The 26,245-nt window shown below is 72.8% G+C and carries 19 protein-coding genes, 1 rRNA gene and 1 pseudogene; 4 read left to right on the forward strand and 17 right to left on the reverse strand.

Annotation, left to right across the window (positions count from 1 at the left end; translation table 11 throughout):
• Position 1 precedes the first annotated feature (1 nt).
• From QSK20_RS03955 to QSK20_RS04000, 10 genes are all read right to left on the reverse strand, one after another.
• Positions 2 to 685: a DUF3618 domain-containing protein gene (locus tag QSK20_RS03955; protein ID WP_285787142.1), complete on the reverse strand. Its 684-nt coding sequence runs from the start codon at positions 683 to 685 to the stop codon at positions 2 to 4.
• A complete protein-coding gene (locus QSK20_RS03960) occupies positions 682 to 1,182 on the reverse strand; it encodes a phage holin family protein (protein WP_396866743.1) in 501 nt (166 codons plus the stop codon). Before QSK20_RS03960 ends, QSK20_RS03955 begins: the two co-directional genes overlap by 4 nt.
• A gap of 70 nt (positions 1,183 to 1,252) precedes the next feature.
• Positions 1,253 to 2,167 carry a hypothetical protein gene (locus QSK20_RS03965; protein ID WP_285787143.1) on the reverse strand — a complete coding sequence of 305 codons (915 nt, stop codon included), beginning with the start codon at positions 2,165 to 2,167 and terminating at the stop codon, positions 1,253 to 1,255.
• Positions 2,168 to 2,409: 242 nt separating this feature from the next.
• Positions 2,410 to 2,859 carry a GNAT family N-acetyltransferase gene (locus QSK20_RS03970; protein WP_285787144.1) on the reverse strand — a complete coding sequence of 150 codons (450 nt, stop codon included), beginning with the start codon at positions 2,857 to 2,859 and terminating at the stop codon, positions 2,410 to 2,412.
• Positions 2,860 to 2,962: 103 nt separating this feature from the next.
• On the reverse strand, positions 2,963 to 4,420 hold the full coding sequence (obgE, locus tag QSK20_RS03975) for a GTPase ObgE (RefSeq protein WP_285787145.1): 1,458 nt from the start codon (positions 4,418 to 4,420) through the stop codon (positions 2,963 to 2,965).
• A 102-nt stretch (positions 4,421 to 4,522) separates the two neighbouring features.
• Positions 4,523 to 4,780 carry a 50S ribosomal protein L27 gene (rpmA, locus tag QSK20_RS03980; RefSeq protein ID WP_088982530.1) on the reverse strand — a complete coding sequence of 86 codons (258 nt, stop codon included), beginning with the start codon at positions 4,778 to 4,780 and terminating at the stop codon, positions 4,523 to 4,525.
• An 11-nt stretch (positions 4,781 to 4,791) separates the two neighbouring features.
• Positions 4,792 to 5,106: a 50S ribosomal protein L21 gene (gene rplU / locus QSK20_RS03985; RefSeq protein WP_088982529.1), complete on the reverse strand. Its 315-nt coding sequence runs from the start codon at positions 5,104 to 5,106 to the stop codon at positions 4,792 to 4,794.
• Between the two features lie 313 nt (positions 5,107 to 5,419).
• A complete protein-coding gene (locus tag QSK20_RS03990) occupies positions 5,420 to 8,377 on the reverse strand; it encodes an Rne/Rng family ribonuclease (protein ID WP_285787146.1) in 2,958 nt (985 codons plus the stop codon).
• A 135-nt stretch (positions 8,378 to 8,512) separates the two neighbouring features.
• Entirely contained in the window at positions 8,513 to 9,319 is an 807-nt protein-coding gene (locus QSK20_RS03995; protein WP_088982527.1) for a TIGR03936 family radical SAM-associated protein, read from the reverse strand.
• A 95-nt stretch (positions 9,320 to 9,414) separates the two neighbouring features.
• Entirely contained in the window at positions 9,415 to 11,460 is a 2,046-nt protein-coding gene (locus QSK20_RS04000) for a TIGR03960 family B12-binding radical SAM protein (RefSeq protein ID WP_285787147.1), read from the reverse strand.
• A gap of 216 nt (positions 11,461 to 11,676) precedes the next feature.
• On the opposite strand from QSK20_RS04000, the gene QSK20_RS04005 reads away from it, so the two are divergent.
• Positions 11,677 to 13,392, forward strand: a complete 1,716-nt coding sequence (locus tag QSK20_RS04005) for a hypothetical protein (protein WP_285787148.1) — start codon at positions 11,677 to 11,679, stop codon at positions 13,390 to 13,392.
• Here the strand turns inward: QSK20_RS04005 and QSK20_RS04010 are convergent.
• Both QSK20_RS04010 and ileS read right to left on the reverse strand, forming a co-directional pair.
• A pseudogene (locus QSK20_RS04010) lies at positions 13,363 to 14,125 on the reverse strand (lysophospholipid acyltransferase family protein). The gene QSK20_RS04005 and the pseudogene QSK20_RS04010 overlap by 30 nt on opposite strands.
• A 163-nt stretch (positions 14,126 to 14,288) precedes the next feature.
• Positions 14,289 to 17,435 carry an isoleucine--tRNA ligase gene (gene ileS / locus QSK20_RS04015; protein ID WP_285787150.1) on the reverse strand — a complete coding sequence of 1,049 codons (3,147 nt, stop codon included), beginning with the start codon at positions 17,433 to 17,435 and terminating at the stop codon, positions 14,289 to 14,291.
• Between the two features lie 393 nt (positions 17,436 to 17,828).
• On the opposite strand from ileS, the gene QSK20_RS04020 reads away from it, so the two are divergent.
• Positions 17,829 to 18,269: a carboxymuconolactone decarboxylase family protein gene (locus QSK20_RS04020; RefSeq protein WP_285787151.1), complete on the forward strand. Its 441-nt coding sequence runs from the start codon at positions 17,829 to 17,831 to the stop codon at positions 18,267 to 18,269.
• A gap of 77 nt (positions 18,270 to 18,346) precedes the next feature.
• Here QSK20_RS04020 and ndk read toward each other — a convergent pair whose 3' ends face one another.
• The gene (ndk, locus tag QSK20_RS04025; RefSeq protein WP_088982522.1) at positions 18,347 to 18,772 is read right to left on the reverse strand and encodes a nucleoside-diphosphate kinase; all 426 of its coding nucleotides are present in this window, start codon (positions 18,770 to 18,772) and stop codon (positions 18,347 to 18,349) included.
• 176 nt (positions 18,773 to 18,948) lie between these two features.
• On the opposite strand from ndk, the gene QSK20_RS32055 reads away from it, so the two are divergent.
• Complete coding sequence (locus tag QSK20_RS32055; protein WP_352232270.1) at positions 18,949 to 20,727, forward strand: VOC family protein; 1,779 nt, start codon at positions 18,949 to 18,951, stop codon at positions 20,725 to 20,727.
• Between the two features lie 18 nt (positions 20,728 to 20,745).
• Here the strand turns inward: QSK20_RS32055 and QSK20_RS04035 are convergent, their stop codons facing one another.
• From QSK20_RS04035 to QSK20_RS04045, 3 genes are all read right to left on the reverse strand, one after another.
• Positions 20,746 to 21,150, reverse strand: a complete 405-nt coding sequence (locus QSK20_RS04035) for a DUF4233 domain-containing protein (protein ID WP_285787152.1) — start codon at positions 21,148 to 21,150, stop codon at positions 20,746 to 20,748.
• A gap of 83 nt (positions 21,151 to 21,233) precedes the next feature.
• Complete coding sequence (locus QSK20_RS04040) at positions 21,234 to 22,505, reverse strand: bifunctional folylpolyglutamate synthase/dihydrofolate synthase (RefSeq protein WP_285787211.1); 1,272 nt, start codon at positions 22,503 to 22,505, stop codon at positions 21,234 to 21,236.
• 86 nt (positions 22,506 to 22,591) lie between these two features.
• The gene (locus tag QSK20_RS04045) at positions 22,592 to 25,210 is read right to left on the reverse strand and encodes a valine--tRNA ligase (protein ID WP_285787153.1); all 2,619 of its coding nucleotides are present in this window, start codon (positions 25,208 to 25,210) and stop codon (positions 22,592 to 22,594) included.
• Between the two features lie 70 nt (positions 25,211 to 25,280).
• On the opposite strand from QSK20_RS04045, the gene QSK20_RS04050 reads away from it, so the two are divergent.
• Positions 25,281 to 25,967 carry a hypothetical protein gene (locus QSK20_RS04050; protein WP_285787154.1) on the forward strand — a complete coding sequence of 229 codons (687 nt, stop codon included), beginning with the start codon at positions 25,281 to 25,283 and terminating at the stop codon, positions 25,965 to 25,967.
• Positions 25,968 to 26,126: 159 nt separating this feature from the next.
• On the opposite strand, the gene rrf is transcribed toward QSK20_RS04050, so the two are convergent.
• Positions 26,127 to 26,243: ribosomal RNA gene (rrf, locus tag QSK20_RS04055) — 5S ribosomal RNA — on the reverse strand.
• Positions 26,244 to 26,245 lie beyond the last annotated feature (2 nt).

Here is a 26,245-nt window from a genome sequence, read left to right on the forward strand (position 1 = left end):
GTCAGTGCCGGACCTGTTCGCGCGCGTGCTGTGCCTGGTCCTTCACGTCGTACGCGGCGGACCGGGTGTCGTCCTTGACCGTCTGCACGGCCTCCTGGGCGGTCGACTTCACCGACTCGGTGGCCTGCTGCGCCGGCTCGCGCAACTGCTCCTTCATCTCGCCGGCGACCTCGCCCAGCTTGTCGGTGACCAGGTGGGAGTGCTCGCGGGCCTTCTCCTTGACCTGGGTGGCGGCCCGCTGCTCCCGGTCGGTGGCGGGCAGCAGCGACGACGCCAGCCAGCCCACCCCGAAGGCGATCAGACCGGCGGCGAGCGGGTTCCCCTGGGACTTGCGCCGCAGCGTCTGCGGGGCCCGGTGCGCCGCGTCCTGCATCGAGGAGGCGGCGGAGTGCGCCGCGCCGCTGACCGAGGAGGCGGCCGAGTGCGCGGCGTGGCCGACGCTGGACGCCGCCGAGGAGGCACGGTCACCGACCGAGTGGGCGGTGTGTCCGCCGGCGTGGCCGAGGTCCGACGCGGTTCCCATCACCTTGTCCCTCACATTCTGCAGGGCGCCACGCGCCCGCTGCTTGCGGTCGTCGACGATGCGGCTCGGGCTGACCTTGTACGCCAGCGCGTCCACATCGGAGCTCAGGTTGTTGCGGGTGGCTTCGATCTCGCGGCGGATCTGGTCGGGATCGGTGCTCATCGGGTGACTCCCTCCGGGTGCGGCTTCAGGGCGTCCGGGATCCGCTGCACGCTGTCGTTGGTGCGCTTGAGTCCTCGGACGCGGTCGGCGTTCTTCTTGCCCATCGAGTAGAGGACGGCGGCGGCCGCGCCCCAGAGGACGGCGACGATCAGGGCCGCCCAGCCGGCGTCCATCACGTTGGACAGCCCGGCCCAGAGGGCGATCGAGAGGAACAGCGCCACCATGTAGCCGCCGAAACCGGCCCCGCCGAAGAACCCGGCGGCCTTGCCGGCCTTCTTCCCCTCCTCGCGGATCTCGGCCTTGGCGAGTTCCACCTCCTGCCGCATCAGCGTGGAGAGATCGGTGGTGACCTGCCGCATCAGGTCGCCGACGGACCGGTTGGTGACCTCCTCGGCGGTGTGCGGGTGGGCGTGCCCGTTGAGGTTCGTGTGCTGCCCGTTGAGGTTCGTGGTGGGCTGGTACGCGGGGTCGTACCCCTGGTGCGTCGGCATGCTCACGCCGCCGTCTCCTTTCCGTACGTGCCGGCCGCCCACGCTCTCGGGCGGGCGTGCCGGCTGGTCAGCGGCTTCACGGGCGGGTGACCCCGCTCGACGGGACGCCCGGCAGCGGGTCGGTCTGGTCGACCGGCGGCAGCGGCTGGCCGGTACCGGTCGGCGGCAGCGGATCGACGTAGCCACCGCCGGTCGGGGCGGCGTAGCCACCCGGGGTCGGCGCGGCGTAGCCACCGCCCACCGGCTCGGCGTAGCCACCGGGGGTCGGCGCGGCGTAGCCGCCCGGACGCGGGGACTGGGTGTAGCCGCCGGCCAGCGGGTCGGCGTAGCCCGGGTCGGGCGTCGCGTACGCGGCCTCCGTCGGCAGCACCGCCGTCCGGTCCGGGTCGGCGACCGGCTGGTACCCACCCGGCTGGTGGTCCTCGCCGGTGGCGGCGATGTTCCTGGTCAGCCGGCCGGCGAGGACGCCGAGCAGGGCCGCGCCCACCAGGAAGGTGCCGGGGTTGCGGCGGGCGTAGTCACGCACCTCGTGCAGCAGGTCGCCCGGCTGGCGCTCGTCGAGCCAGCCGGCGACGCCGTGCACCCGGTCGGCGGCCTGGTGGGCGAGTTCGGTGACCGGGCCGCCCTGTCCGCCCTGCTGCGCCATGGAGCGCATCTCTTCGGCCAGCGACCGCAACCCGCTCGCGGCACGTCGCTGCTGGTCGGCAGCCTGGCCGGCGAGCTGGGTGCGGGCCTCGCCGTAGACGTTGCGGGCCTGCCGGGTGGCCTCACCGATGACCTCCCGGCCCTGGTCCTTGGCCGTCTGGGCGACCGCGCCACCCGCGTGGGCGGCCTCCGCGCCGACCTGCCTGGCCTGCTCACGCACGCCGTTGTCCGAGGTGGACGTGCCGTTGTGCGACTCGTAGGTCGCGGTGTGCGAGCCGTACGAGCCGGTCGGCTCGTACCCGTAGGCGGTACCGTTCGAGGACGTGGTTGCCGGATCGTAAGTCATGGTTTGCCTTCCGTCCGCTGGAGAAACTCGTCGCGGTTCGACTGGGGGGAGTTCGCCGAACTCTCTCGTCGGCTGACTATTGACCTACCCCCGCCTCACGGGTCCATGCCTGCTTCTTTCCGGTCCGTCCACATCCGGCGGAACGGCGGTCCCAGACGACAGACGCCGCCGGCAGGTCGGGGACGTCGCACACGACGATGCCGCCGACGCACCGGTGGTGGCGTCGGCGGCGAAGAGAAGGATCAGGCGGCCAGCGGGAGACGCTTGGCGAAGCAGACGCTGTACGGGTTGTCGACGTACTCGCCGTACACCGGGATCGGGGCGTACCCGCAGGAGGTGTAGAGGGCGATCGCGGCCGGCAGGTAGCTGCCGGTCTCCAGGCAGACGGTGTGGTGTCCCTGCTGGAAGGCCAACTCCTCAAGGGCGACCAGCAACTGCCGGCCGATGCCGCGTCCCCGGAACGCCGGGCGGACGTACATGCGTTTGATCTCGCCGGTGCCGCTGTCCAGGGTCTGCACCCCGCCGCAGGCCACCGCCCGCTCGTTGAGCACGACCGCCAGGTAGTGGATGTCGTCCCGGGTCACGGTGGCCTGCCCGTCCAGTCCCCCGTCGGCTTCCCGCAGCTCCCGCTGCTGCGCCGTGACCAGGGCGGCGATCTCTGGGTCGCCGGCGGGGCGCGTCTCGATCCGCATCCCGCCACGGTAGGGCGGCCGGATTTCCCGCAGGTTTCCGCCGGTGGACCCGGTCACGGAGCGCAGCCGGCTATTCGGCGTCGCCCGCACGGAGCACAGCCGGCTACTCGGCGTCGTCGCCCGCGTCGTCCGCGGACCCGGCCTCGATCTCGTCGGCCGGGCGCTGCCGGCGGGCCTTGCGGGCGGCGAGCCGTTCGGCCGTCGAGACCCGGGTCGACTTCTCCTCCAGCCGGACGTCGGTGCCCCGGTTGCCGGGGACGAAGTCGACCCCGGCGTAGAGGGTGGGCTGCCAGTCGAACTCGCGTTCCCCGATCCGCACCAGGTCGCCGGCCCGCGCGCCGGCCTTGGCCAGCTTGTCCTCGACGCCCAGCCGGGCCAGCCGGTCGGCGAGGTAACCGACCGCCTCGTCGTTGTCGAAGTTCGTCTGCCGCACCCAGCGCTCCGGGCGCGTGCCGCGCACCAGGTACGATCCGTCGGCCTGCGCCTCGATGGTGAACCCGGCGTCGTCGACGGCGGTCGGCCGGATGACGATCCGGGTCGGCTCGGCCGGCGGCGCGGCCTGCCGGGCCTGGTCGACGAGATCCGCCATCGCGTACGTCAGCTCACGCAGCCCTTCCCGGGTCGCCGCGGAGACCTCGAAGATCGGCCAGCCACGGGCCTCCAGATCCGGCCGGACGATCTCGGCGAGGTCCCGCCCGTCCGGCACGTCGACCTTGTTCAGCACGATCAGCCGGGGCCGGTCCTCCAGGCCCCCGTACGCGGTCAGCTCCGCCTCGATGGTGTCGATGTCGGCCGCCGGATCCCGTCCCGGCTCCAGGGTGGCGGTGTCGACCACGTGCACCAGCACCGAGCAGCGCTCGATGTGCCGGAGGAACTCCAGTCCCAGCCCCTTGCCGGTGGCCGCGCCGGGGATCAGGCCCGGCACGTCGGCGACGGTGAAGGTGCGCTCGCCGGCCTGGACCACGCCGAGGTTCGGCACCAGCGTGGTGAACGGGTAGTCGGCGATCTTCGGCTTGGCGGCGGAGATCACCGAGATCAGCGACGACTTGCCGGCCGACGGGTAGCCGACCAGTCCGACGTCGGCGACGCTCTTCAGCTCCAGGACGACGTCGAGCTGGTCGCCGGGCTCGCCGAGTTCGGCGAAGCCGGGTGCCTTGCGTCGGGCGTTGGCCAGCGAGGCGTTGCCCCGGCCGCCCCGGCCGCCCCGGGCCGCCTCGAAGGTGGTGCCCACACCGACCAGGTCGGCGAGCACGGTGCCGTCGGGAGTCTGCACCACGGTGCCGTTGGGCACCTTGAGCACCAGATCGCGGCCGTTGGCCCCGTCCCGGTTCGAGCCCGCGCCGCCCTTGCCGTTGTCGGCCTTCACGTGCGGACGGAAGTGGAAGTCGAGCAGCGTGTGCACCTGCGGGTCGACGACCAGCGAGACGCTGCCGCCGTGTCCGCCGTTGCCGCCGTCGGGGCCGCCGAAGGGCTTGAACTTCTCCCGGTGGATCGAGACACAGCCGTGCCCGCCGTCGCCGGCCCGCAGGTGCAGGACGACCCGGTCCACGAACATCGTCACGTCGTCAATCCTCCCCGCGGGATGCCCGCGACTACCCACCTGTTGCACGAAAAAGACGAAGCGGGCCGGGACACCAGGTCCCCGGCCCGCTTCGTCGGAAGACTACTGCCCCGCCGGAACGATGCTGACGGTCTTGCGACCGCGCTTGGTGCCGAACTGGACCGAGCCGGCGGCCAGCGCGAAGAGCGTGTCGTCTCCGCCGCGGCCGACCAGGTCACCGGGGTGGAACTTGGTGCCACGCTGCCGGACGATGATCTCGCCGGCGCTGACGACCTGACCACCGAAGCGCTTCACGCCGAGCCGCTGGGCCGCGGAGTCGCGACCGTTACGCGAGCTGGACGCACCCTTTTTGTGAGCCATTGGAGGACGACCTACTTCCCGCTGGAGATGCCGGTCACCTTGACCTGGGTCAGCGGCTGGCGGTGACCCTGGCGCTTGTGGTAGCCGGTCTTGTTCTTGAACTTGTGGATCCGGATCTTCGGGCCCTTGGTGTGCGCGGCGATCTCGCCGGACACCGCGACCTCGGCAAGCTTCGCCGCGTCGGTCACCAGGTCGTCACCGTCGACGAGGAGCACCGCGGTGAGCTTCACCGCGTCGCCGGGGGCACCGGCGAGCTTCTCGACCTCGATCACGTCGCCCTCGGCGACCTTGTACTGCTTGCCGCCGGTCTTGACGATCGCGTACATCGGAGGCGGACTCCCTGTCGTTGAGGCTGCTGGCGGTCGTTCCCGCGGCGGCTCGCCGGGCGTCGGAGGCGCGGCGGCTCGGGCAGCGAGAACTCGGCGCACCAAAGTACGCCGCAGGCAAGAGTACGCCATGCCCGACCCCGGTCTCAAACCGGGGCCGTACCCCGTCCGGCGTCACCTCGGACGGGAGCCCGCACGGGGGCACCGGCTCCTCCGCCGGACGCCGGGCATCCGGCACGACACAGGGCCCCGTCCGCCGGTGGGTACCGGACGGGCGGAGCCCTGTGCCACGTACGGGCTGCTCAGCAGCGGGTCACGGCCGGGTACGCCGTCGCGCGCCACCGCGCCGGGACCGACGGCGACCGCCACCCGTCTCGGCGAAGTCGTCGTCGCCCTCGCCATCGCCCAGGGCGTCCGGGTCGTCGGCGGCGGCCAGCCGGGCCGACTCGCCGCGCTGGGTGTCGGCCGCCGCCGGGGCGGCCGCCGTGTCGACCTCGTACCGGGACAGGTCGTAACCCATGGTGTCCTGGTACGGGTCGGTCGGGGTGTCGGTGACCTCGACCTCGACGGCGCTCCGCTCCGACGCGGCCGGCTTGCGTCCCCGCCGCCGCGTCGACGTGCCGTTCTGCTCGGCGGGCGCCGGGGTGGCCGGGGCCGACGCGGCGACCGCCTTGGTCTTCTCCTGCGCGCCGCCACCGGACCGCGGCTTCTCCGGCACCGGCTCGGTGTGGATGATCAGGCCCCGGCCCTTGCAGCACTCGCACGTCTCGCTGAACGCCTCCAGCAGGCCCGCGCCGATCCGCTTCCGGGTCATCTGCACCAGGCCGAGTGAGGTGATCTCGGTGACCTGGTGCTTGGTCCGGTCCCGGCCGAGGCACTCGGTCAGCCGGCGCAGCACCAGCTCCCGGTTCGACTCCAACACCATGTCGATGAAGTCGATGACCACGATGCCGCCGATGTCCCGCAGCCGGAGCTGGCGGACGATCTCCTCGGCCGCCTCCAGGTTGTTGCGGGTGACCGTCTCCTCCAGGTTGCCGCCGGCACCGGTGTACTTGCCGGTGTTGACGTCCACCACCGTCATCGCCTCGGTCCGGTCGATGACCAGGTGACCGCCGGAGGGGAGGAAGACCTTCCGGTCCAGCCCCTTGAGGATCTGCTCGTCGATGCGGTACGTGGCGAAGGCGTCGGCGGTGCCGGTGTGCCGGCGCAGCCGCTCGACCAGGTCCGGCGAGACGTGCGACAGGTACGACTCGACCATGTCGTACGCCCCGTCGCCCTCGATCACCAGCTCGCGGAAGTCCTCGTTGAACAGGTCCCGCACCACCCTGATGACCAGGTCGGGCTCCTCGTAGAGCAGCACCGGGGCGCCACCCTCGGCCGCCTTGGCCTGGATGTCCTCCCACTGCGCCTGGAGCCGCTTGACGTCCCGGGCCAGTTCGTCCTCGCTGGCGCCCTCGGCGGCGGTCCGGACGATCACGCCCGCGCCATCCGGCACCAGCTTCTTCAACACGTCCCGCAGCCGCTTGCGCTCGGTGTCCGGCAGCTTCCGGCTGATACCCGAGGCGTTGCCGTTCGGCACGTAGACCAGGTGCCGGCCGGAGAGCGCGATGTGACTGGTCAACCGGGCGCCCTTGTGACCGATCGGGTCCTTGGTGACCTGCACCAGCACCGAGTCACCGGACTTGAGCGCCTGCTCGATCGACCGGGCCCGCCCCTCCAGGCCGGTGGTGTCCCAGTTGACCTCACCGGCGTACAGGACCGCGTTGCGGCCCCGCCCGACGTCGACGAAGGCCGCCTCCATGCTGGGCAGGACGTTCTGGACCTTGCCCAGGTAGACGTTGCCGGCCATGGTGCCGGAGGAGTTGCGGGTGACGTAGTGCTCGACCAGGACGCCGTCCTCCAGGACGCCGATCTGGGTGCGGTCGCCGCGCTGGCGGACCACCATCACCCGGTCGACCGCCTCCCGGCGGGCCAGGAACTCCGACTCGCTCAGGATCGGCGGACGGGTCCGCCGCTGCTCCCGGCCGTCGCGGCGGCGCTGGCGCTTCGCCTCCAGCCGGGTCGAGCCGGAGACGCCCTGCACCTCGTCGACGGTCTTGCGCGGCTCGCGGATCTTGACCACGGTCGGGACGCCGTCGTCCGCGGTCGTCTCGACGTCGCCCGCGCCGCGCCGACGGCGGCGACGACGACGGCGGGTCAGCCCGTCGCCGTTCTCGTCGTCCTCCTCGTCCGACTCGGCCTCGGCTTCCTCCTCGGCCTGGGCCGACTCCTCGGCCTCCTCGTCCTCGGCCTCGTCGGCTCCGCCCCGGCCCCGACCCCGGCCCCGACGGCCCCGACGGCGACGACGCCGCCCACCGGCGGTCTCGTCGTCCTCTTCCTCCTCGTCCTCGGCGGCCTCGTCCTCCGCCTCGGCGGTGGGCTCCTCCTCGACCTCCACCTCGACCTCGACCGGCTCGGCCTCGCGGCGGGCCCGACGACGGCGGCGGGGGGTCTCGGTCGGCTCCTCGGCGGCGGGCTCCTCGACCGGCAGGGTCACCCGGACCGGCGCAGTCTCGGGCTCCGGGGCCATGAAGAGCACGGCCGGCGGGGTGAGCGCGGCCCGGCGACGACGGGTCGGCTTCTCCTCCACGGGCGCGGCCGGCGGCTCGGCCGGGGCGGACACCGCCACCCCCGGCGGGACCTCACCGGATCGGTCCTCCGCGCCGCCGGGCGCGGCCGGCGGCTCGACCGCGCCGACGCCTTCCCCGGCCTCCGCCGCCGGCGCCGCGTCCGTCTCCCCCGCCTGCGCCGGGGCCGGCGGGGTCACCACCGGCGGCACGCTCTCGGCCGCCAGGGCCGCCGGCTCGACCGGCGACGTGGGGACCGACTCGGCGGCCGGGGGCTCGGCGGCCTTCCGCCGCCGCGTCCGGGTCACCTTGACCGGCGGTACGACCTCCGCGCCGGCCTCCGTCGCCTCGGCGCCGACGACGGGTTCCTCGCCGGCCTTCGGGCTGGTCGCCTTGCGGCGGCGACGGGTCTTCGGGGCCGTGTCCAGCTCACCGGCGACCGGGGCGAGCACCTCCGCCTGCGGGGACTCGGAGCTGGTGGAGGCGGTGCCGGTGGCCGCGTCGACCGGGGCCTCGGTCTGTTCCGGCTGGTTGAGCGGCGCGGCCCGGCGCCGGGTGGTCCGCCGTCGCGTCGGGGTGACGGCGGGAGTGTCAGTGGTCTCGGCGGTCTCGCCGGCCGGCTGTGTGCCGGTCCGTTCGCCGCCCTCGGGCTCGTTCTCGAGCATGGACGTTCTCCAGTTCTGGCTGCCCCGGGCGCGGGTGAGCGCTGCCACGCAGGGTTGCCGCAAATTTTTTTCCGCGGGCACGCGAGGTGCACGCCCGTCGAAGTCTGCCTGCCTGAGAACCGACCGGATGTCCGGTCAGCGCTCAACGATGGTTGCCCTGTCGCGGTCCGCCTCCAACGGATCCGCGATCGCGCCCTGCGCGGTCAACGTGCCCTGCGCCAGCCGGGTCACCCGTGGCGACACCGGCGGCTCCAGGTCGGCCACCACGCGGAGGCCGGAAAGGACGTCATCGGGTCGAACGGACGGGGTGACCTGCCGGACGACCAGTTCGAGTATCGCACACGGCACGCCGGTGACCTCGGAAGGCGTCTCCGCCGGCTCGCGGACCCCGATCCGGAGCACCGCGGCGCGGGCGTCGAACGTGCGCCGCCCCTGTTTCGTCATCCGCTCGACCAGCACCTCCTCGGCGGCGGTGAAGGCGTCGACCGCCCGGTGCAGCGTGACCGGGTCGACCCCGGGCAGCTCGATCCACCAGTGGGACGCCTCGATCCGGTCGGCGAGGCTCCCGCCGCCGGCCACCACCGCGTCGAGCACGTCGAGGCCGGGTGAGAGCGCGGCGTCCAGCGCCGTGCGCAGCTCGCCCGGGTCGACCGGGGCACGCAGGCCGATCTCCAGGTATTCCGCCTCGCTGGCCACGCCGGTCGGGGCGGCGCTGGCGTACGAGATCTTCGGGTGCGGGGTGAAGCCCTGGGAGAAGGCGATCGGCACCCCGGCCCGCCGCAGCGCCCGTTCGAAGGCCCGCGCGAAGTCCCGGTGCGAGGTGAACCGCAGCGGTCCCCGCTTGGCGTACCGGATGCGGACGCGTTGGACGACCGGCGCCTGCCCGCCCTCCGGCTGTGGTTTCTTGTTGATCGTCGTGCTCCTCGGAATGTCAGTACCCATCGATCACGCCAGTCATTGTCGGTGACACGCACCGTGACGACAACTCCATGATCAGCCCAGCCCGGTCCCGGCGCACGACGAGCGCCGGGAGGTCGCTACTGGGCGGCCGGGGTGGGTACCCGCAGGCCGTCACCGGTGATCGGGGTGAGCGGGAGCAGTTTCCGCCCGGTCGGGCCGATCTGGATCTCGGTGTCCATGGACGGGCAGACCCCGCAGTCGAAGCAGGGCGTCCACCGGCAGTCGTCCTGCTCGTACTCGCTGAGCGCGTCCTGCCAGTCCTGCCACAGCCAGTCCTTGTCCAGGCCGGAGTCGAGGTGGTCCCAGGGCAGGACCTCCAGTTCCTCGCGCTCCCGGGTGGTGTACCAGTCCAGGTCGACGCCGAACGTCGGCAGCACCTCGGCGGCGGCGTCCACCCAGCGCTGGTAGGAGAAGTGCTCGCTCCAACCGTCGAACCGGCCGCCGTTCTCCCAGACCCGGCGGATGACCGCGCCGACGCGCCGGTCACCCCGGCTGAGCAGGCCCTCGATCAGCGACGGCTCGCCGTCGTGGTAGCGGAAGCCGATCGCCCGGCCCAGCGAACGGTCCGCGTTGATCGCCTGCTTGAGGAGCTTGAGCCGGCCGTCGATCACCTCGGGACGCTCCATCGGCGCCCACTGGAACGGGGTGTGCGGCTTCGGCACGAACCCGCCGATGGAGACCGTGCAGCGGATGTCCTTCGAGCCGGTCGCCGCCCGGCCGGCCCGGATCACCTCGTGCGCCATGTCCGCGATCTCGAGCACGTCGTCGTCGCCCTCGGTGGGCAGGCCGCACATGAAGTACAGCTTCACCTGCCGCCAGCCGTTGGTGTACGCGGTGACCACGGTGCGGATCAGGTCTTCCTTGGAGACCATCTTGTTGATGACCCGCCGGATCCGCTCCGACCCGCCCTCGGGGGCGAAGGTCAGGCCGGTCCGTCGGCCGTTGCGGGACAACTCCTGGGCCAGGTCGATGTTGAACGCGTCGACCCGGGTCGACGGCAGCGAGAGCGACACGTTCGTGCCCTCGTACTGCTGGGCGAGGCCGGAGCACATGTCGCCGATCTCGGAGTGGTCGGCCGAGGAGAGCGACAGCAGGCCCACCTCGTGGAAGCCGGAGAACTCCAGCCCCTGCTGCACCATCTGCCCGACCGTGGTGATCGACCGTTCCCGGACCGGGCGGGTGATCATGCCGGCCTGGCAGAACCGGCAGCCCCGGGTGCACCCCCGGAAGATCTCCACCGCGTACCGCTCGTGCACCGTCTCGGCGAGCGGCACCAGCGGCTTCTTCGGGTACGGCCAGGCGTCCAGGTCCATCGTCGTGCGCTTGTGCACCCGGAACGGCACGTCCGCCCGGTTCGGCACGACCCGCTGGATCCGGCCGTCCGGGAGGTAGTCCACGTCGTAGAAGCGCGGCACGTAGACGCTCTCGGTGCGGGCCAGCCGCAGCAGCAGCTCGTCCCGGCCGCCGGGCGAGCCCTCGGCCTTCCACTCCCGGAGGATCGTGGTGATCTCCAGGACCGCCTCCTCGCCGTCACCGAGCACGGCGGCGTCGACGAAGTCGGCGATCGGCTCCGGGTTGAACGCCGCGTGCCCGCCGGCCACGATCACCGGGTCGGCGTCGGTGCGGTCGGCGGCGAGCAGCGGGATGCCGGCCAGGTCGATCGCGTTGAGCAGGTTGGTGTAGCCCAGCTCGGTGGAGAACGAGACGCCGAACACGTCGAAGTCGCGCACCGAGCGGTGCGCGTCGACGGTGAACTGCGGCACGCCCTGCGCCCGCATCAGCCGCTCCAGGTCCGGCCAGACCGCGTACGTCCGCTCGGCGAGCACGTCGGGCAGCTCGTTGAGCACCTCGTAGAGGATCTGCACGCCCTGGTTGGGCAGGCCCACCTCGTACGCGTCGGGGTACATCAGCGCCCAGCGGACCGTCGCGGCGTCCCAGTCCTTGACCACCGCCCCCAACTCACCACCGACGTACTGGATGGGTTTGGTCACCTGGGGCAGCAACGGCTCCAGGCGGGACCAGACCGACGGCTCCAGGTCGCGGCGCGGCGTCAGACGCGCCGAGCTGGAGTCGTCGCCAGAGTTGGCCACGGCAGGGCGCGGCGTGGTGGACGGGACGCTCATGACGCCCAAGGGTACGCGCCCGCCGATCCGGGTTCGCCGGACCGGGTGGACCGAGTCGAAAGGACGACCCGGGAGCCGTCGGTCGACGTGGGACGCTCCGCCGGTCGACACCGCCACACGTCGTGACGGGCGGGACATCGGGGCACGGGGGGCGCGAATGGCCCCGGTTGGCGTACCGGTACTAACCTCGCAACGGCGCGAGAGGAGATTACCGCGATGCCGGAACCGCAGCCGGGAGCAGAAGGACCGGCCGCCGGGAACACGCCGGCCCCACCACCGTCCGTGACGGAGGCCCGGGACCAGGTGGTTCCCGGCGAGCCCGACCCCTCCGCCGTCCCCACCGAGCGGACGATCGAGACGTCCGGCGGCTCGACCGGTGAACCCGTGACCGAGGAGAACCCGTCGGGACCGGACCGGACCGCCGTGGACACGGCCCGCCCGGAGGCCGCCGCCACCGCCTCCGAGACGACCCCACCGCGCGGGGCCGCCAAGGTCCCCGCCCCCGCCGAGCGCGCGCCGTCCGCGCCCGACCGGACCCGCCTCGATCCGCTCCACGTCGATCCGACCGCGCCGGAGCAGCACCGGCCCGACGCCACCCGCGTCGACCGCGCCGGCCCCGATCCGACGAAGCTCGACGCGTCCCCCGCCGTCCCGCCCGCGCCCCGCTGGAGCGGATCGGCGGCGGTGCCGCCGCCCAAGCCGAAGAAGCGTGGTTGGGGTCACTCCGCGGAGCCCACCCCGCCCCCCGTGCCGCCGCCCACCCCGCCGGAGAGCCTGGCGCCGGTCGACCCGTGGGCCGGGGTCGACACCGGCAGCTGGGACCTGAACGCGGGTTACGAGCCGCTGCCCCCCACCCGGATGTACCCGGCCGCGACGGACTCCCCGGCCTGGACGCCGCCGGACCCGCCCGCCCCGGCCTGGGCCCCACCGCCGGTCTCCCCGCAGCCCCCACCGGTGGCGCCCGTCTCCGGGCAGCCGGTCTCCCCGCCGGCTGCGCACCCGGTGTCGCCACCCGCGCCGGCCCGCCCGGTGTCGCCGCCCCCGCAGGCGCACCCCGCCCCGCCACCCCCGCAGGCACGTCCCGTGTCGCCACCGGCCTTTCCCCCGCCGGTCGCCCGGCCGGTGTCGCCACCGGCCTTCCCGCCGCCGGCCCCGGCACCGCAGGCCCGGCCCGTCTCCGCGCCGCCACCGGCACCGGCCCGCCCGGTCTCCGTACCACCGCCGCCGGTCTCCGCGCCGCCACGTCCGGTCTCCGCACCGCCGCCGGCGCGGCCGGTGGCCCCACCGCCGCAGCGGCGGAACCCCACGCCGCCCCCGGGCGGTCCGCCGCCCAACTGGCAGGCCCCGCAGGGGTACGCTCCGCCCCCGGCCCGCAAGAAACGACGCTGGCCGACCCGCATGTTGATCATGGGCCTGCTCTCGATCGCCTGCTGCTGCGGGTGCCCCGCCTGGTTCGGCAAGCCGATGTGGGAGCAGTACCCGGCCGGCGCGACCCTGCCGCCGCAGGTGGCCGACCTGCGGCTCCAGACCGACGCCCGCAGCGAACAGACCTCCAACGAGCTACGCGGCGAGGTGGAGACCGAACACACGTTGGCCGAGGAGGTCTTCGCCGGGGTCTACAGCACCCCGCAGGGCAAGACCGTCACGATTTTCGGCAGCACCGGTTTCCGGTTCACGCCCGAGTCGGACGCCGAGGAGGAGCTGACCCGGCTGGCCCCGAAGTACAAGCTGGGGACCCAGCAGGTGGTCGAGACCGACGTACGCGGCGAGCACCAGCGCTGCGCGGTCGGCCGCTCGGACAACGTGGACGTGGTGGTCTGCACCTGGGCCGACCACGGCAGCATCGCCAGCGGGGTCTTCACCCGGCTCTCGCTCTCCGACAGCGCCACCCTGCTCGGCCGGCTACGGGAACAGATCGTCACCCGGCAGTGACCCGTTCCCGGGCAGGTGACCGCGACGCGCGCACCGGGTCGGCCGGCGGAACGGATCAGCCGGCGGCCTGGTCGCGGGGCGGGGCGTAGCGGGAGACGTACTCCTGGCCGGTGAGCTTCTGGATCTCGCTCATCAGCTCGTCGGTCATCGCCCGCAGCGAGGTGCGGTCGTCGGAACGGCCGGTGAAGTCCAGCGGCTTGCCGAACCGGACGGTGATCTTCCCCGCGCCGAGGCGGGGCATCCGGGCGCCGATCGGCTGCACCCGGTCGGTGCCGATCATGCCCACCGGGACGATCGGCACACCGGCCGAGACGGCGAGCCGGGCCGCGCCGGTGCGGCCCCGGTAGAGGCGGCCGTCCGGCGACCGGGTCCCCTCCGGGTAGACGACGACCAGGTCGCCGCCGCGCAGCGCCGGGATCGCCGCGTCGAACGCGGAGAGCGCGGCCCGCCCGCCGGCCCGCTCCACCGGGATCGCGCCCAGCCCGGTGAGCACCGACTTGGTCAGCCGTCCCCGGAACCCGGTGCCCTTGAAGTACTCCGACTTGGCCCAGAAGGCGAGGTGCCGGGGAATCGTCGCGCCGAGGAACAGTTCGTCGGCGACGGAGAGGTGGTTGCCGGCGAGGATCGCCCCGCCCTGCTCCGGTACGTGCTCCAGTCCCTCCACGGTCGGGCGCCATCCCCACCGCAGCAGGTTCCCCACGGTGTACTGGCCGATGGTGTAGAGAGGCGGCACGGGTCCTCCGGCGGTCGTACGGGTTCAGGCGGTGTCACGTTAGCCGACGGCCCGCCGGTGTCCGGCGGCCCCCGCCGGGTCGGCCGACGGGCGGGACCCGGGCCGGCGGGGAGGGCCGCGACCTGCGGATACGACCCTCCCCGTCGACCGGTGTCGGTGTTGCTCACACCCGGCGTACGGCCACCGTCACCCGGTCGCCCTCGCCGACCTCGCCGGTGAACCCGTCGACCGCGTCGGCGAAGTCCACGGACTCCGCCAGCACCTCCCGGGCGACGAAGTCGCGGTACGCCGACACCGCCGTCCGGACCTCCGCCGAGGCGGACAGCACCAGCGTGATCCGGTCCGACACGTCCAGGTCGGCGTCCCGGCGGGCCTGCTGCACCACCCGGACGACGTCCCGGGCCAGCCCCTCGGCGGCCAGTTCCGGAGTGACGGCGGTGTCCAGCACCACCACCCCCTCACCGGCGGGCAGCGGCGCGGAGTGCTCCGCGTCGGCGGCGACCAGGCGCAGCTCGTACTCACCCTCGGCGAGGGTGACCCCGGCCGCGACCGGGGCGCCGTCGACCAGTTCCCACTCCCCCGCCTTGACCGCCCTGATGACCTGCTGCACCTGCTTGCCGACCCGGGGCCCGAGCGCCCGGGGCACCACGGTCAGCACCTGCTGGCAGTAGGAGGCCACCGCGTCGGTGAACTCCACCGCCTTGACGTTGACCTCGTCGGCGACCAGGTCACCGAAGGGACGCAGCGCGGCGGCGGCCGGCGAGGCGACGGTGAGCCTCGCCAGCGGCAGCCGGACCCGCAGCCCCTTCGCCTTGCGCAGCGACAGCGCCGCCGAGCAGACCTCCCGGGTGGCGTCCATCGCCGCGACCAGGTCGTGGTCGGCCGGGAACTCGTCGGCCGACGGCCAGTCGGTCAGGTGCACCGACCGCTCGCCGGTCAGCCCACGCCAGATCTCCTCCGCGGTCAGCGGCGCCAGCGGCGCGACCACCCGGCAGAGCGTCTCCAGCACCGTCCAGAGCGTGTCGAAGGCGTCGGCGTCGCCGGACCAGAACCGGTCCCGCGAACGCCGCACGTACCAGTTGGTCAGCGCGTCCAGGTACGACCGCACGGTGGCGCAGGCCCCCGAGATGTCGTACGCGTCCATCTGCGCGCCGACCGTGGCGACCAGCTCGTTCGTCTTCGCCAGCACGTACCGGTCGAGCAGGTGGGGCGAGTCCGTACGACGGCGGGCGGTGTGCCCGGCGGCGTTGGCGTAGAGCGAGAAGAAGTACCAGACGTTCCAGAGCGGCAGCAGCACCTGCCGGACGGAGTCCCGGATGCCCGCCTCGGTCACCGCCATGTCCCCGCCACGCAGCACCGGCGACGACATCAGCATCCAGCGCATCGCGTCCGACCCGTACGAGTCGAAGACGTGGTACACGTCCGGGTAGTTGCGCAGGCTCTTGGACATCTTCCGGCCGTCCGAGCCGAGCAGGATGCCGTGGCTGAGGCAGTTGCGGAACGCCGGCCGGTCGAACAGCGCGGTGGCCAGCACGTGCATGGTGTAGAACCAGCCCCGGGTCTGTCCGATGTACTCGACGATGAAGTCGCCCGGGTAGTGGTGCTCGAACCAGTCGGCGTTCTCGAACGGGTAGTGCACCTGGGCGAACGGCATCGAGCCGGACTCGAACCAGCAGTCCAGCACCTCCGGCACCCGGCGCATCACGGACTTCCCGGTCGGGTCGTCCGGGTTGGGGCGGACCAGCTCGTCCACCGCCGGCCGGTGCAGGTCGGTCAGGCGTACGCCGAAGTCCCGCTCGATGTCGGCCAGGGAGCCGTACACGTCGATCCGGGGGTAGTTCGGGTCGTCGGACTTCCAGACCGGGATCGGCGAGCCCCAGAACCGGTTCCGGCTGATCGACCAGTCCCGGGCGTTGGCCAGCCACTTGCCGAACGAGCCGTCCTTGATGTGCCCCGGGGTCCAGTTGATCTGCTGGTTCAGTTCGACCATCCGGTCCTTGAACCGGGTCACCGCGACGAACCAGGACGACACGGCCTTGTAGACCAGCGGGGTGTCACAGCGCCAGCAGTGCGGGTAGGAGTGGGTGTAGGTGTCCTGCTTCAGCACCACCCCCCGCTCCTTCAGCTCCCGGATCACCGGCTTGTTGACGTCGAAGACCTGCTCACCCTGGTACGGCGGCACCAGCGCGGTGAACCGGGTGTGGTCGTCGACGGTGACGACGGTCGGGATGCCGGCCGCGTTGCAGGTGTTCTGGTCGTCCTCACCGAAGGCCGGGGCCAGGTGCACGATCCCGGTGCCGTCCTCGGTGGTGACGAACTCCGCGCCGAGCACCTGGTACGCGTTCGGCCCGGCCTGCTCGACCAGGAAGTCGTAGAGCGGGGTGTAGAAGCGCCCCACCAGGTCCGCGCCGCGCACGGTGCCGACCTGCTCGTACCCCTCCAGTTCCTTGGCGTACGCGCCGAGCCGCGCCGCGCCCACCACGTACCGCTCGCCGTCGCGGTCCAGCACCGCGTACTCGATGTCCGGGCCGACGGCCAGGGCCAGGTTCGACGGCAGGGTCCACGGCGTGGTGGTCCAGACACCCAGCCGCACCGGGCCGCGCACCAGCTCCGGGGCGGTCTCGTCGGCGCTCAGCGTGAACCAGACCGACAGGGTCGGGTCGTGCCGGTCCCGGTAGACGTCGTCCATCCGGGTCTCGGTGTTCGACAGCGGCGTCTCACACCGCCAGCAGTACGCCAGCACCCGGAAGCCCTCGTAGACCAGACCCTTGTCGTGCAGGGTCTTGAAGGCCCACATGACACTTTCCATGTAGTCCAGGTCGAGGGTCTTGTAGTCGTTGGCGAAGTCGACCCAGCGGGCCTGGCGGGTGACGTACCGCTCCCAGTCGTGGGTGAACTCCAGCACCGAGGTGCGGCACGCCTCGTTGAACCGGGCCACGCCCAGGTCGAGGATCTCCGCCTTGCTGGTGATGCCGAGCTGCTTCTCGGCGACCACCTCGGCGGGCAGGCCGTGGCAGTCCCAGCCGAAGCGACGCTCCACCCGCCGCCCGCGCATGGTCTGGTAGCGCGGCACCACGTCCTTGACGTAGCCGGTGAAGAGGTGGCCGTAGTGCGGCAGGCCGTTGGCGAACGGCGGGCCGTCGTAGAAGACGTACTCGTTCTTGCCGTTCTCCCCGGCGGGGCGGGTCTCGACGGACGCTTCGAAGGTCTTGTCGGCCGTCCAGTGCTCCAGGACCCGGCGCTCGACCGCGGGCAGGTCCGGGCTCGCCGGGACACCGGCGGCGGTCGCGTCGTGCAACGGATAGGCCATCGGGGGTGCACTCCTCAGCAGCAGCTCACGGTTCGTGGGTCTGCGAGGACGAGCCGTCGCCGGGGGACGCCGTCGTCGGCGCCCCGGGTCGGGCCCGCGGTACCACCCCGCTTGGCGGCCGAGAATCGACCACCCGCTCGTTGGCCGGCTGTGACGGGCCGGACCCGTCCGGTTCTACTCGGACGCGGTGCGTCCTTTCTTCCGGAGGCTCACCGGTGATGGCCGGGTCGTCGCCTGTGCCGACAAGCGTACTCGACCGGGTACGCCCGCCGCCGCCGAGTAACCGTCCCGCCGTCCCGTCGGCCCAGGGTGACGCGGCTCTCACCGTGGGCCGGTCACACCTGCCCGGGCCGGCCCGTCAGGTCGGTGCAGGACACGGACGAGGGAGGACCCATGCAGGCACGGATGAACGTGGCCCAGGCCGCGCCGGAGGCGTACCGGGCGGTGCTCGGGCTGGAGAAGTACGTCCGCGCAAACGTGGAGCACCGGATGTTGGAGCTGGTGAAACTGCGCGCGTCGATGGTGAACGGCTGCGCCTTCTGCGTCGACATGCACAGCCGGGAGGCGCTCGACGCGGGCGAGTCCAGCCGTCGGCTGTTCGCGGTCGCCGCCTGGCACGACGCGCCCTTCTTCGACGAGCGGGAACGGGCTGCGCTGGCGCTCACCGACGCGGTCACCCGGCTCGGCGAGCACGGCGTGCCGGACGAGGTGTGGGACGAGGCGACCCGGGTCTTCGCCGAGAAGGAGGTGGCCGACCTGGTCGTGGCCATCGCCACGATCAACGTCTGGAACCGGATCTCGGTGACCACCCGCACCCAGCCGCCCACCGGCTGAGGTGGTAGCAGGGGTCCCCTGTTACCGCATTCTGCGTAGCAGGGGCCCCTGCAGGCAACCGGCAAGAGCCGGGACGCTCAGCCGAGCTCGGGGAACCAGAGCGCGATCTCCCGCTTGGCGCTGTCCACCGAGTCGGAGGCGTGCACCAGGTTCTCCCGGTTCGACAGGGACAGGTCACCCCGGATCGTGCCGGCGGCGGCCCGGCGTCCGTCGGTCGCGCCGATCAGTCCGCGCACCACGTCGATCACCTGGTCGCCGGAGAGCACCAGGGCGACCAGCGGCCCGCCGGTCATGAAGTCCTTCAGCGGCGGGTAGAACGGCTTGTCCACGTGCTCGGCGTAGTGCTCGTCGGCCAACGCCGCGTCCATCGTCCGCGACACGAGGGCGTCGATCCGCAGGCCCTTGCGTTCGAAACGGGAGAGGATCTCGCCAACCAGACCGCGCCGGACCGCGTCAGGCTTGATCAGTACGAGCGTGCGCTCGTCCGGGCTGATGCTGGACACGCTGGTTTCCTCCTGTGCGCGGAATTCGGTACGGCTCGGTACGGTCAGCCTAGCGACCCGGCCCCGGCACCGGCGCGGCGGATGCTCCTTCCTTCCGCCGCTGTTCCGGCCTAGCCTGGCCCTTGACCCTCGGGAGGTCCACAGTGGCGAATGGCGGGAACCGGTCGATCGCGCCGGTGCGGAAGCTGATCGCGGCGGTGCTGGGCACCGTGGCGACCTTCGTGGTCCTGTTCGGGCTCGGCATGACGAGCTGGTCGATCGTCGCCCTGGGCGTGGCCCTGGTAGCCCTGTGCATCGCGCTGGCCACCTTCAAGACCGGTGGGCGGGCCTGGGTGATCGGCGTCGGCCACGTGCACAGCGCCTCCGAGCCGCCCACCAGTTACTCCTTCGGCCGCTGCGAGTTGCAGCTGGTCATCGACGCCCCCGGGCTGCCGCCCCGGTCCAAGAAGATCATCGAGCCACGGGTGCCGGTGGCCAAGTGGCCGGCGATCGGGCAGACCCTGCCCATCCGGGTCGCCCTGGACGACCAGCGCCGGATCCGGGTGCTCTGGGACGAGGTCCCCACCCACGCCGAGACGGCCGCGACCCTGGCCGACCTGCCGCCGGAGTACGCCGGCGCGGACCCGCTCGACGAGGTCCTCATCCAGCAGGACGCGCCGCCGTGGGCCGAGCGCGGCCCGGACGACGACTACCGCGACGCACCCGGCCCGGACCCGCTCCTCGACGACCTCGGCGACGACCGGGAAGCGGTGGTGGTCCACCAGCGCCCGGGCGGGCCGGTGGTGCTGGAGGGCACCCTCGTGGAGTCGACCGCCCCGCTGCCCCGCCGGGCCACCCCCGCGCCGCGCCCGCCCGCCGAGGACGCCCCGTCGATGACGTACGGCGACCCGTACGCGGGCCCGCCCGACGACCCGTACGCCACCCGGCCGCTCCGCCCGTACCGGGACCCGTACGACGACCTGCCCGGTGACCCGGACCTCGACCGGCCCGCGTCCCCGTACCGCGACCCGTACGGCGAGGCCCCCGGCGACCCGGGCACCGACCGTCCCACCTCCCCGTACCGCGACCCGTACGACGAGCCCCCCGCCGACCCCGACGCGACCCACGCCGCGTCCGCCCCGCACGCCCCGTACGGCGATCCCCCGCCCGAGCGGGTCGAGCCGGTCGCGGCGGACGAACCGACCGTGGCGCTCAGGCGGACCGGGACGGACGAGGCGGACGAGCCGGTCCGGCGGACCGGGACGGACGAGGCGGACGAGCCGACCGAGCGGGTCGAGTTCGTCGGGTCGCCCCAACCGGCCCAGCCGACGGGGCCGCGCACGTCGACCGCCGAGGGCACGCCGACCGCCCAGGGCACGCCGACCGAGCAGGACGATTCGACCGGGCTGGGCACGTCGACCGCGAAGGCCGCGCCAGCCGGCGCACCGGTCGGCACTCCGGTCGTCCCCGTCCGGCAGCGCGTCGACGAACCGATCGTCGATCCGGTCGACATCCCCCTGGACGCCCCCGACGACGAACCCGCCGCCGACGACCTGGACGGGGCGATCTTCGGGTACGACGCGGGGGCCGGCACCGCCACCCCGATCAGCGGCGTCGGGATCACCGTGCTGGTCACCGACCTGGACCGGTCGATGGAGTTCTACCGGGACACCCTCGGCTTCACGGAGGTCGACCGGGGCCCGGGCAACGCCGTCCTCGCCTCCGGCAGCACCCGGCTGGTGCTGCGCGAGGTCAGCGAGGCCGCGCCGATCAGCCGTCGACTCGTCCACGTCAACCTCGAGGTGGACGACATCCAGGCCGCGTACGACCGCCTGCGCGAGTCCGGCGTCCGCTTCACCTACGCCCCGAGGGTGGTCAACCGGGGCGCGAAGCTGGACGTCTGGGCCGCCGCCTTCCGGGACCCGGACGGCCACGGCATCGCGCTCACCCAGTGGCGCACCCGCGCCGACGCCTGAGCCCGTCCGGCGGGCCGGTCAGCCCAGGATCACCCGCCGGACGTGCAACGCGTACGCCCACACCAGGCCGAAGATGACGCCGAGCGCCGCCAGTGACAGGTGCAGGAACCCGCCGAGCACGAGCACGACCTGGAGCAGGGTGCCCAGGTGCCACGCCCAGCTGCGGCCCATCAGGCCGGCGAGCAGCACCGCCGCCACGGCCAGGCCGACGATCAGGCCGATCGCGGCACCGCTGAGCTGGCCGCCGAGCACCCGGATCGGTTGGATCGCCAGCAGGAGCACCAGCGCCTCCAGGGCCAGCACGGCGGAACCCAGTCCGCGTACCGCGCGTTCCGGGTTACGCAGCCCGGAGCGGCGGCCGGCGGGCAGCGGCTCGCCTGGACCGGACTCCCCCGCCCGCTCCCCCGGCGGGCCTTCTGACATCTCCGGGCCGCCCGACCTCTCCGGCCGGCCCGAACTCCCGGTGCCCGGCGTCGGGTCCGGCCGGTGGCCCGGCTCGGCGCCGCTCACCGCTTCAGCAGCCGACGGGCGTCGGCCACCGTCACCACCGACCCGGTGATCAGCACACCCACGCCGCTCAGCTCCCCCGGTACGTCGGACTCGGCGAGCGCGACGGCCGCCTCGATCGCGTCCGGCATCTCCTCGGCGCTCTCCACCCGGTCCGGGCCGAAGACCTCGGCGGCCAACGCGGCCAACTCCGCCACCGGCATCGCCCGGGGTGAGCTGTTGCGGGTCACCACCAGCTGGTCGACCACCGGTTCCAGCAGCTCCAGCAGGCTCGCCGCGTCCTTGTCGGCGAGCACCGCGACCACCGCGACCAGCTTGCTGAACGCGAACTCCTCCTGCAACGCGGTGACCGTGGCGGTCATCCCGTGCGGGTTGTGCGCGCCGTCCAGCAGCACCGTCGGGGCCGTCCGGACCCGCTCCAACCGGCCGGGCGAGCTGGCCGTGGCGAAGCCCTCCCGGACGGTCTCCACGTCCAGCTGACGCTTCGCGCCCGCGCCGAGGAAAGCCTCGACCGCCGCCAGCGCCACCGCCGCGTTCTGCGCCTGGTGCGCGCCGTGCAGCGGGACGAAGACCTCGTCGTACACGCCGCCGAGGCCCTGGAGGGTCAGCACCTGCCCGCCGACCGCCACCGACCGCCGCAGGACGCCGAACTCGGCCCCCTCCCGGGCGATGGTGGCGTCCACCTCGGCGCAGCGTTCCAGGATCGGCCGGGCGGCCTCCTCGTCCTGAGCTGCGGAGATCACCGTGGCGCCCTTGTGGATGATGCCCGCCTTGGCCAGGGCGATGTCCTCGATCGTGTCGCCGAGCCACTCGGTGTGGTCGAGCCCGATCGGGGTCAGCACGCACACCCCGGCCTGGATCACGTTGGTCGCGTCCTCCGCCCCGCCCAGGCCGACCTCCACCACGGCGACGTCGACCGGGGCGTCGGCGAACGTGGCGAACGCCAGCGCGGTGGTCATGTCGAAGTAGGTCAGGGGCTCGGCGGACCGCTGGTCGACCAGCGCGGCCAGCGGCGCGACCTCCCGGTACGTACCGACGAACCGCTCCTCGCCGACCGGCTCCCCGTCCAGGCTGATCCGCTCCCGGACGGTCTCCAGGTGCGGGCTGGTGTACCGGCCGGTGTGCAGCCCGAACGCCCGCAGCAGCGAGTCGATCATCCGGGCGGTCGAGGTCTTGCCGTTGGTGCCGGTCAGGTGGATCGACGGATACGCCCGCTGCGGGCTACCGAGCAGGTCCAGCAGCATCTCGATGCGGTCCAGCTCGAACACCATGCGGGTGAAGCCACGGCCGGCGAGTTCCGCCTCGACGGCGGCGAAGCCCGTCCGGTCGGGGCTGCCGGTGCGGTCGGTACGGTCGGTCACGGGAGCAGCGCCTCCAGGGCAGCGTCGATCCGGACGAGGTCGGCCTCGGCCGCCGCGAGCCGGTCACGGATCTTGTTGACCACCGGCTCGGGGGCCTTGCCGACGAAGGCCGGGTTGCCCAGCTTCGCCCGTGCCTGCGCGACCTCCTTCTCGGCCGCCGCCCGGTCCTTGGTCAGCCGGGCCCGCTCGGCGGCCACGTCGATCGAGCCCCGGGTGTCCAGCGCGACCACCACCTCACCGGGCAGGGTCAGGGTGGCGCTGGCCTGGAAGTCCTCCCCGGTCGCGTCGAGCCGGACCAGCGAACGGATCAGCCGCTCGTGCGCGGCCACGCCGGCCCCGACGAGCCCGTCGAGCCGGGCGACCACCCGCTGGGTCGGCCGCAGGCCCTGGTCGGAGCGGAACCGGCGGATCTCGGTCACCACCCGCTGGACGGTGCCGACCTCGCCCTCCGCGGCGTCGTCGACCAGCGTACGGTCGGCCACCGGCCAGCTGGCCGCCAGCAGCGTCTCGCCGCCGCTCAGCGCGGTCCACAGCTCGTCGGTGACGAACGGGATGACCGGGTGCAGCAGTCGCAGCAGCTGGTCGAGCACGTGGCCGAGCACCCGGCGCGTGGCGTCGGCCGCCGCCCCGCCCTCGGCGAGCACCGGCTTGCTCAGCTCCACGTACCAGTCGCAGACGTCGTCCCAGGCGAAGTGGTACAGCAGGTCGCAGACCTTCGCGAACTCGTACGCCTCGAACTGCGCGTCCACCTCGGCGGTGACGTGCGCCAGCCGGGACAGGATCCACCGGTCGACCGTCGACAGCTCGGCGGCGGCCGGCAGCGGCCCGGTGGTGTGCGCGCCGTTCATCAGCGCGAAGCGGGTGGCGTTCCAGAGCTTGTTGCAGAAGTTCCGGGAGCCCTGACACCAGTCCTCGCTGACCGGCACGTCCCCGCCCGGGTTGGCGCCCCGGGCCAGGGTGAACCGGGTGGCGTCCGCGCCGTACCGGTCGATCCAGTCCAACGGGTCGACCACGTTGCCGAACGACTTGGACATCTTCTTGCCGAACTCGTCACGGACCATGCCGTGCAGGGCCACCACGTCGAACGGCGGTTTCCCGTCCATCGCGTAGAGGCCGAACATCATCATCCGGGCGACCCAGAAGAAGAGGATGTCGTAGCCGGTGACCAGCACGCTGGTCGGGTAGAACTTCGCCAGGTCCGGGGTCTGCTCCGGCCAGCCCAGCGTGGAGAACGGCCACAGGCCGCTGGAGAACCAGGTGTCCAGGACGTCCTCGTCCTGCCGCCAGCCCTCGCCGGTGGGCGGCGCCTCGTCCGGGCCGACGCAGACCACCTCGCCGTCCGGGCCGTACCAGACCGGGATACGGTGCCCCCACCAGAGCTGCCGCGAGATGCACCAGTCGTGCATGTTGTCGACCCACGCGAAGTACCGCTTCGACAGCTCCGCCGGCTCGATCCGCACCCGGCCGTCGCGCACCGCGTCGCCGGCCGCCTGCGCCAGCGGGGTGGTGTTGACGAACCACTGCAACGACAGTCGCGGCTCCACCGTCGTACGGCACCGCGAGCAGTGCCCCACCGCGTGCACGTACGGCCGCTTCTCCGCGACGATCCGGCCCTGCTCGCGCAGCGCCGCCACGATCGCCGGCCGGGCCTCGAACCGGTCCAGCCCCTGGAACGGACCGTGCGCGGTGATCACACCCCGCTCGTCCATCACGGTCAGGGCCGGCAGGTCGTGCCGCTGGCCGATCTCGAAGTCGTTCGGGTCGTGCGCCGGGGTCACCTTCACCATGCCGGTGCCGAAGGACGGGTCGACGTGCTCGTCCCCCACGATCGGGATGCGCCGCCCGGTGAGCGGCAGCTCCACCTCGGTGCCGATGAGGTGCTTGTACCGCTCGTCGTCCGGGTGCACCGCCACCGCGGTGTCGCCGAGCATCGTCTCGGCCCGGGTGGTGGCCACCACCACGTCGTCGCTGTACCGGATGGAGACCAGCTCGCCGTCGTCGTCGGTGTGCTCCACCTCGATGTCCGACAGCGCGGTAAGGCAGCGCGGGCACCAGTTGATGATGCGATTGGCCCGGTAGATCAGCCCGTCGTCGTAGAGCTTCTTGAAGATCGTCTGGACGGCCCGGGAGAGCCCCTCGTCCATGGTGAAGCGCTCGCGGTCCCAGTCGACCGAGTCGCCGAGCCGGCGCATCTGGCCGAGGATCGCGCCGCCCGACTCCGCCTTCCACTGCCAGACCCGCTCGACGAACTTCTCCCGGCCGAGATCGTGCCGGGAGAGCCCCTGGGCGGCGAGCTGCCGCTCCACCACGTTCTGGGTGGCGATGCCGGCGTGGTCCATGCCGGGCAGCCAGAGCGCCTCGAAGCCCTGCATCCGCTTACGGCGGACCAGGGCGTCCTGGACCGTGTGGTCGAGGGCGTGCCCCATGTGCAGGGAGCCGGTGACGTTCGGCGGCGGGATGACGATGGTGAACGGGGGCTTGTCACTCTGCGCCGACGCCCGGAAGTGGCCGCCGGCTACCCACTGCTCGTACCGTCGCTGCTCTACCTCGCCCGGCTGGTACTGGGCGGGCAGTTCGGGGGCGTCGGGGCGTCGGGCATCCAGTCTGTCGGTCACTCGTCAAAGTCTACGGAGCGCTTCGGCGGACCCGACGTGCGCCACCGGTGGTTCGCGTACGGTGGCGGACATGTCCGACGCACACCTGTCCGAGCGTTCGCCTGCCGACCGGTCGGAACCGATCGACCTCACCATGGAACCGATCCGGCTCACCCAGCCCGACCCGGACGACGAGGAGGGCACCCCCCGCGCGCCCCGCTCGCTGCGCTGGAAGGTCGCCATGGGCGCGGGACTCGCCGTCGGGCTGCTCGGCGCCGCCGTCTTCGGCAGCTTCGGCTGGCGGGTGGCCCAGCAGAAGGACACCGACCTCACGGTACGCCCCGAGGTCGCCGGCCTCCAGCAGGACGACAGCGAACGGGCCCGGAGCACGGCGGACTACCTGCGCAGCGGGTTCGCGGCCAGCATCGCGCTGGACCGGAGTCTCGGCGTGGTCTACCAGGATCCGGCCGACGCCCGGAAGTCGGTGCTCGTCTTCGGCGGCACCACCCTGCTCTGGCAGCCGGAACGCGAGCTGGACACCCTGTTCGAGATGATGACCGACGAGACCGGAGCGGTGGAGGGGCTGCGCGAGGTACCGGCCGGTCGCCTCGGCGGGGTGATGAAGTGCGGTACGACCAGCGGCGAGGGCGGCGACTTCGCGGTCTGCGGTTGGGCCGACCACGGCAGCGTGGCGATGGGGATGTTCCCCGGACGCCCGGTCGACGCGGCGGGGACGCTGTTCCGTCAGATCCGTGAGGCCATCCAGACCCGTTCGTGACGTCCTCGGGGCACCCACACCGACCCCAGCCGGCCTGGTCCTGGACGAGCAGGCCGGCAGAGCCGAGTGAGCCCGTGGCAGGCCCCGGCGGATTGCCACAAACAGCCCGGGAAATACAACGAGGGTCACCCCGACAACGGGGTGACCCTCGTGAAAGAAGTCCGGCGGTGTCCTACTCTCCCACACCCTCCCGAGTGCAGTACCATCGGCGCTGGAGGGCTTAGCTTCCGGGTTCGGAATGTAACCGGGCGTTTCCCCTCCGCCATGACCGCCGTAAC

Source organism: Micromonospora sp. NBRC 101691, assembly GCF_030269285.1.
In the GTDB taxonomy this organism is placed as follows: Bacteria; Actinomycetota; Actinomycetes; order Mycobacteriales; family Micromonosporaceae; genus Micromonospora; species Micromonospora echinospora.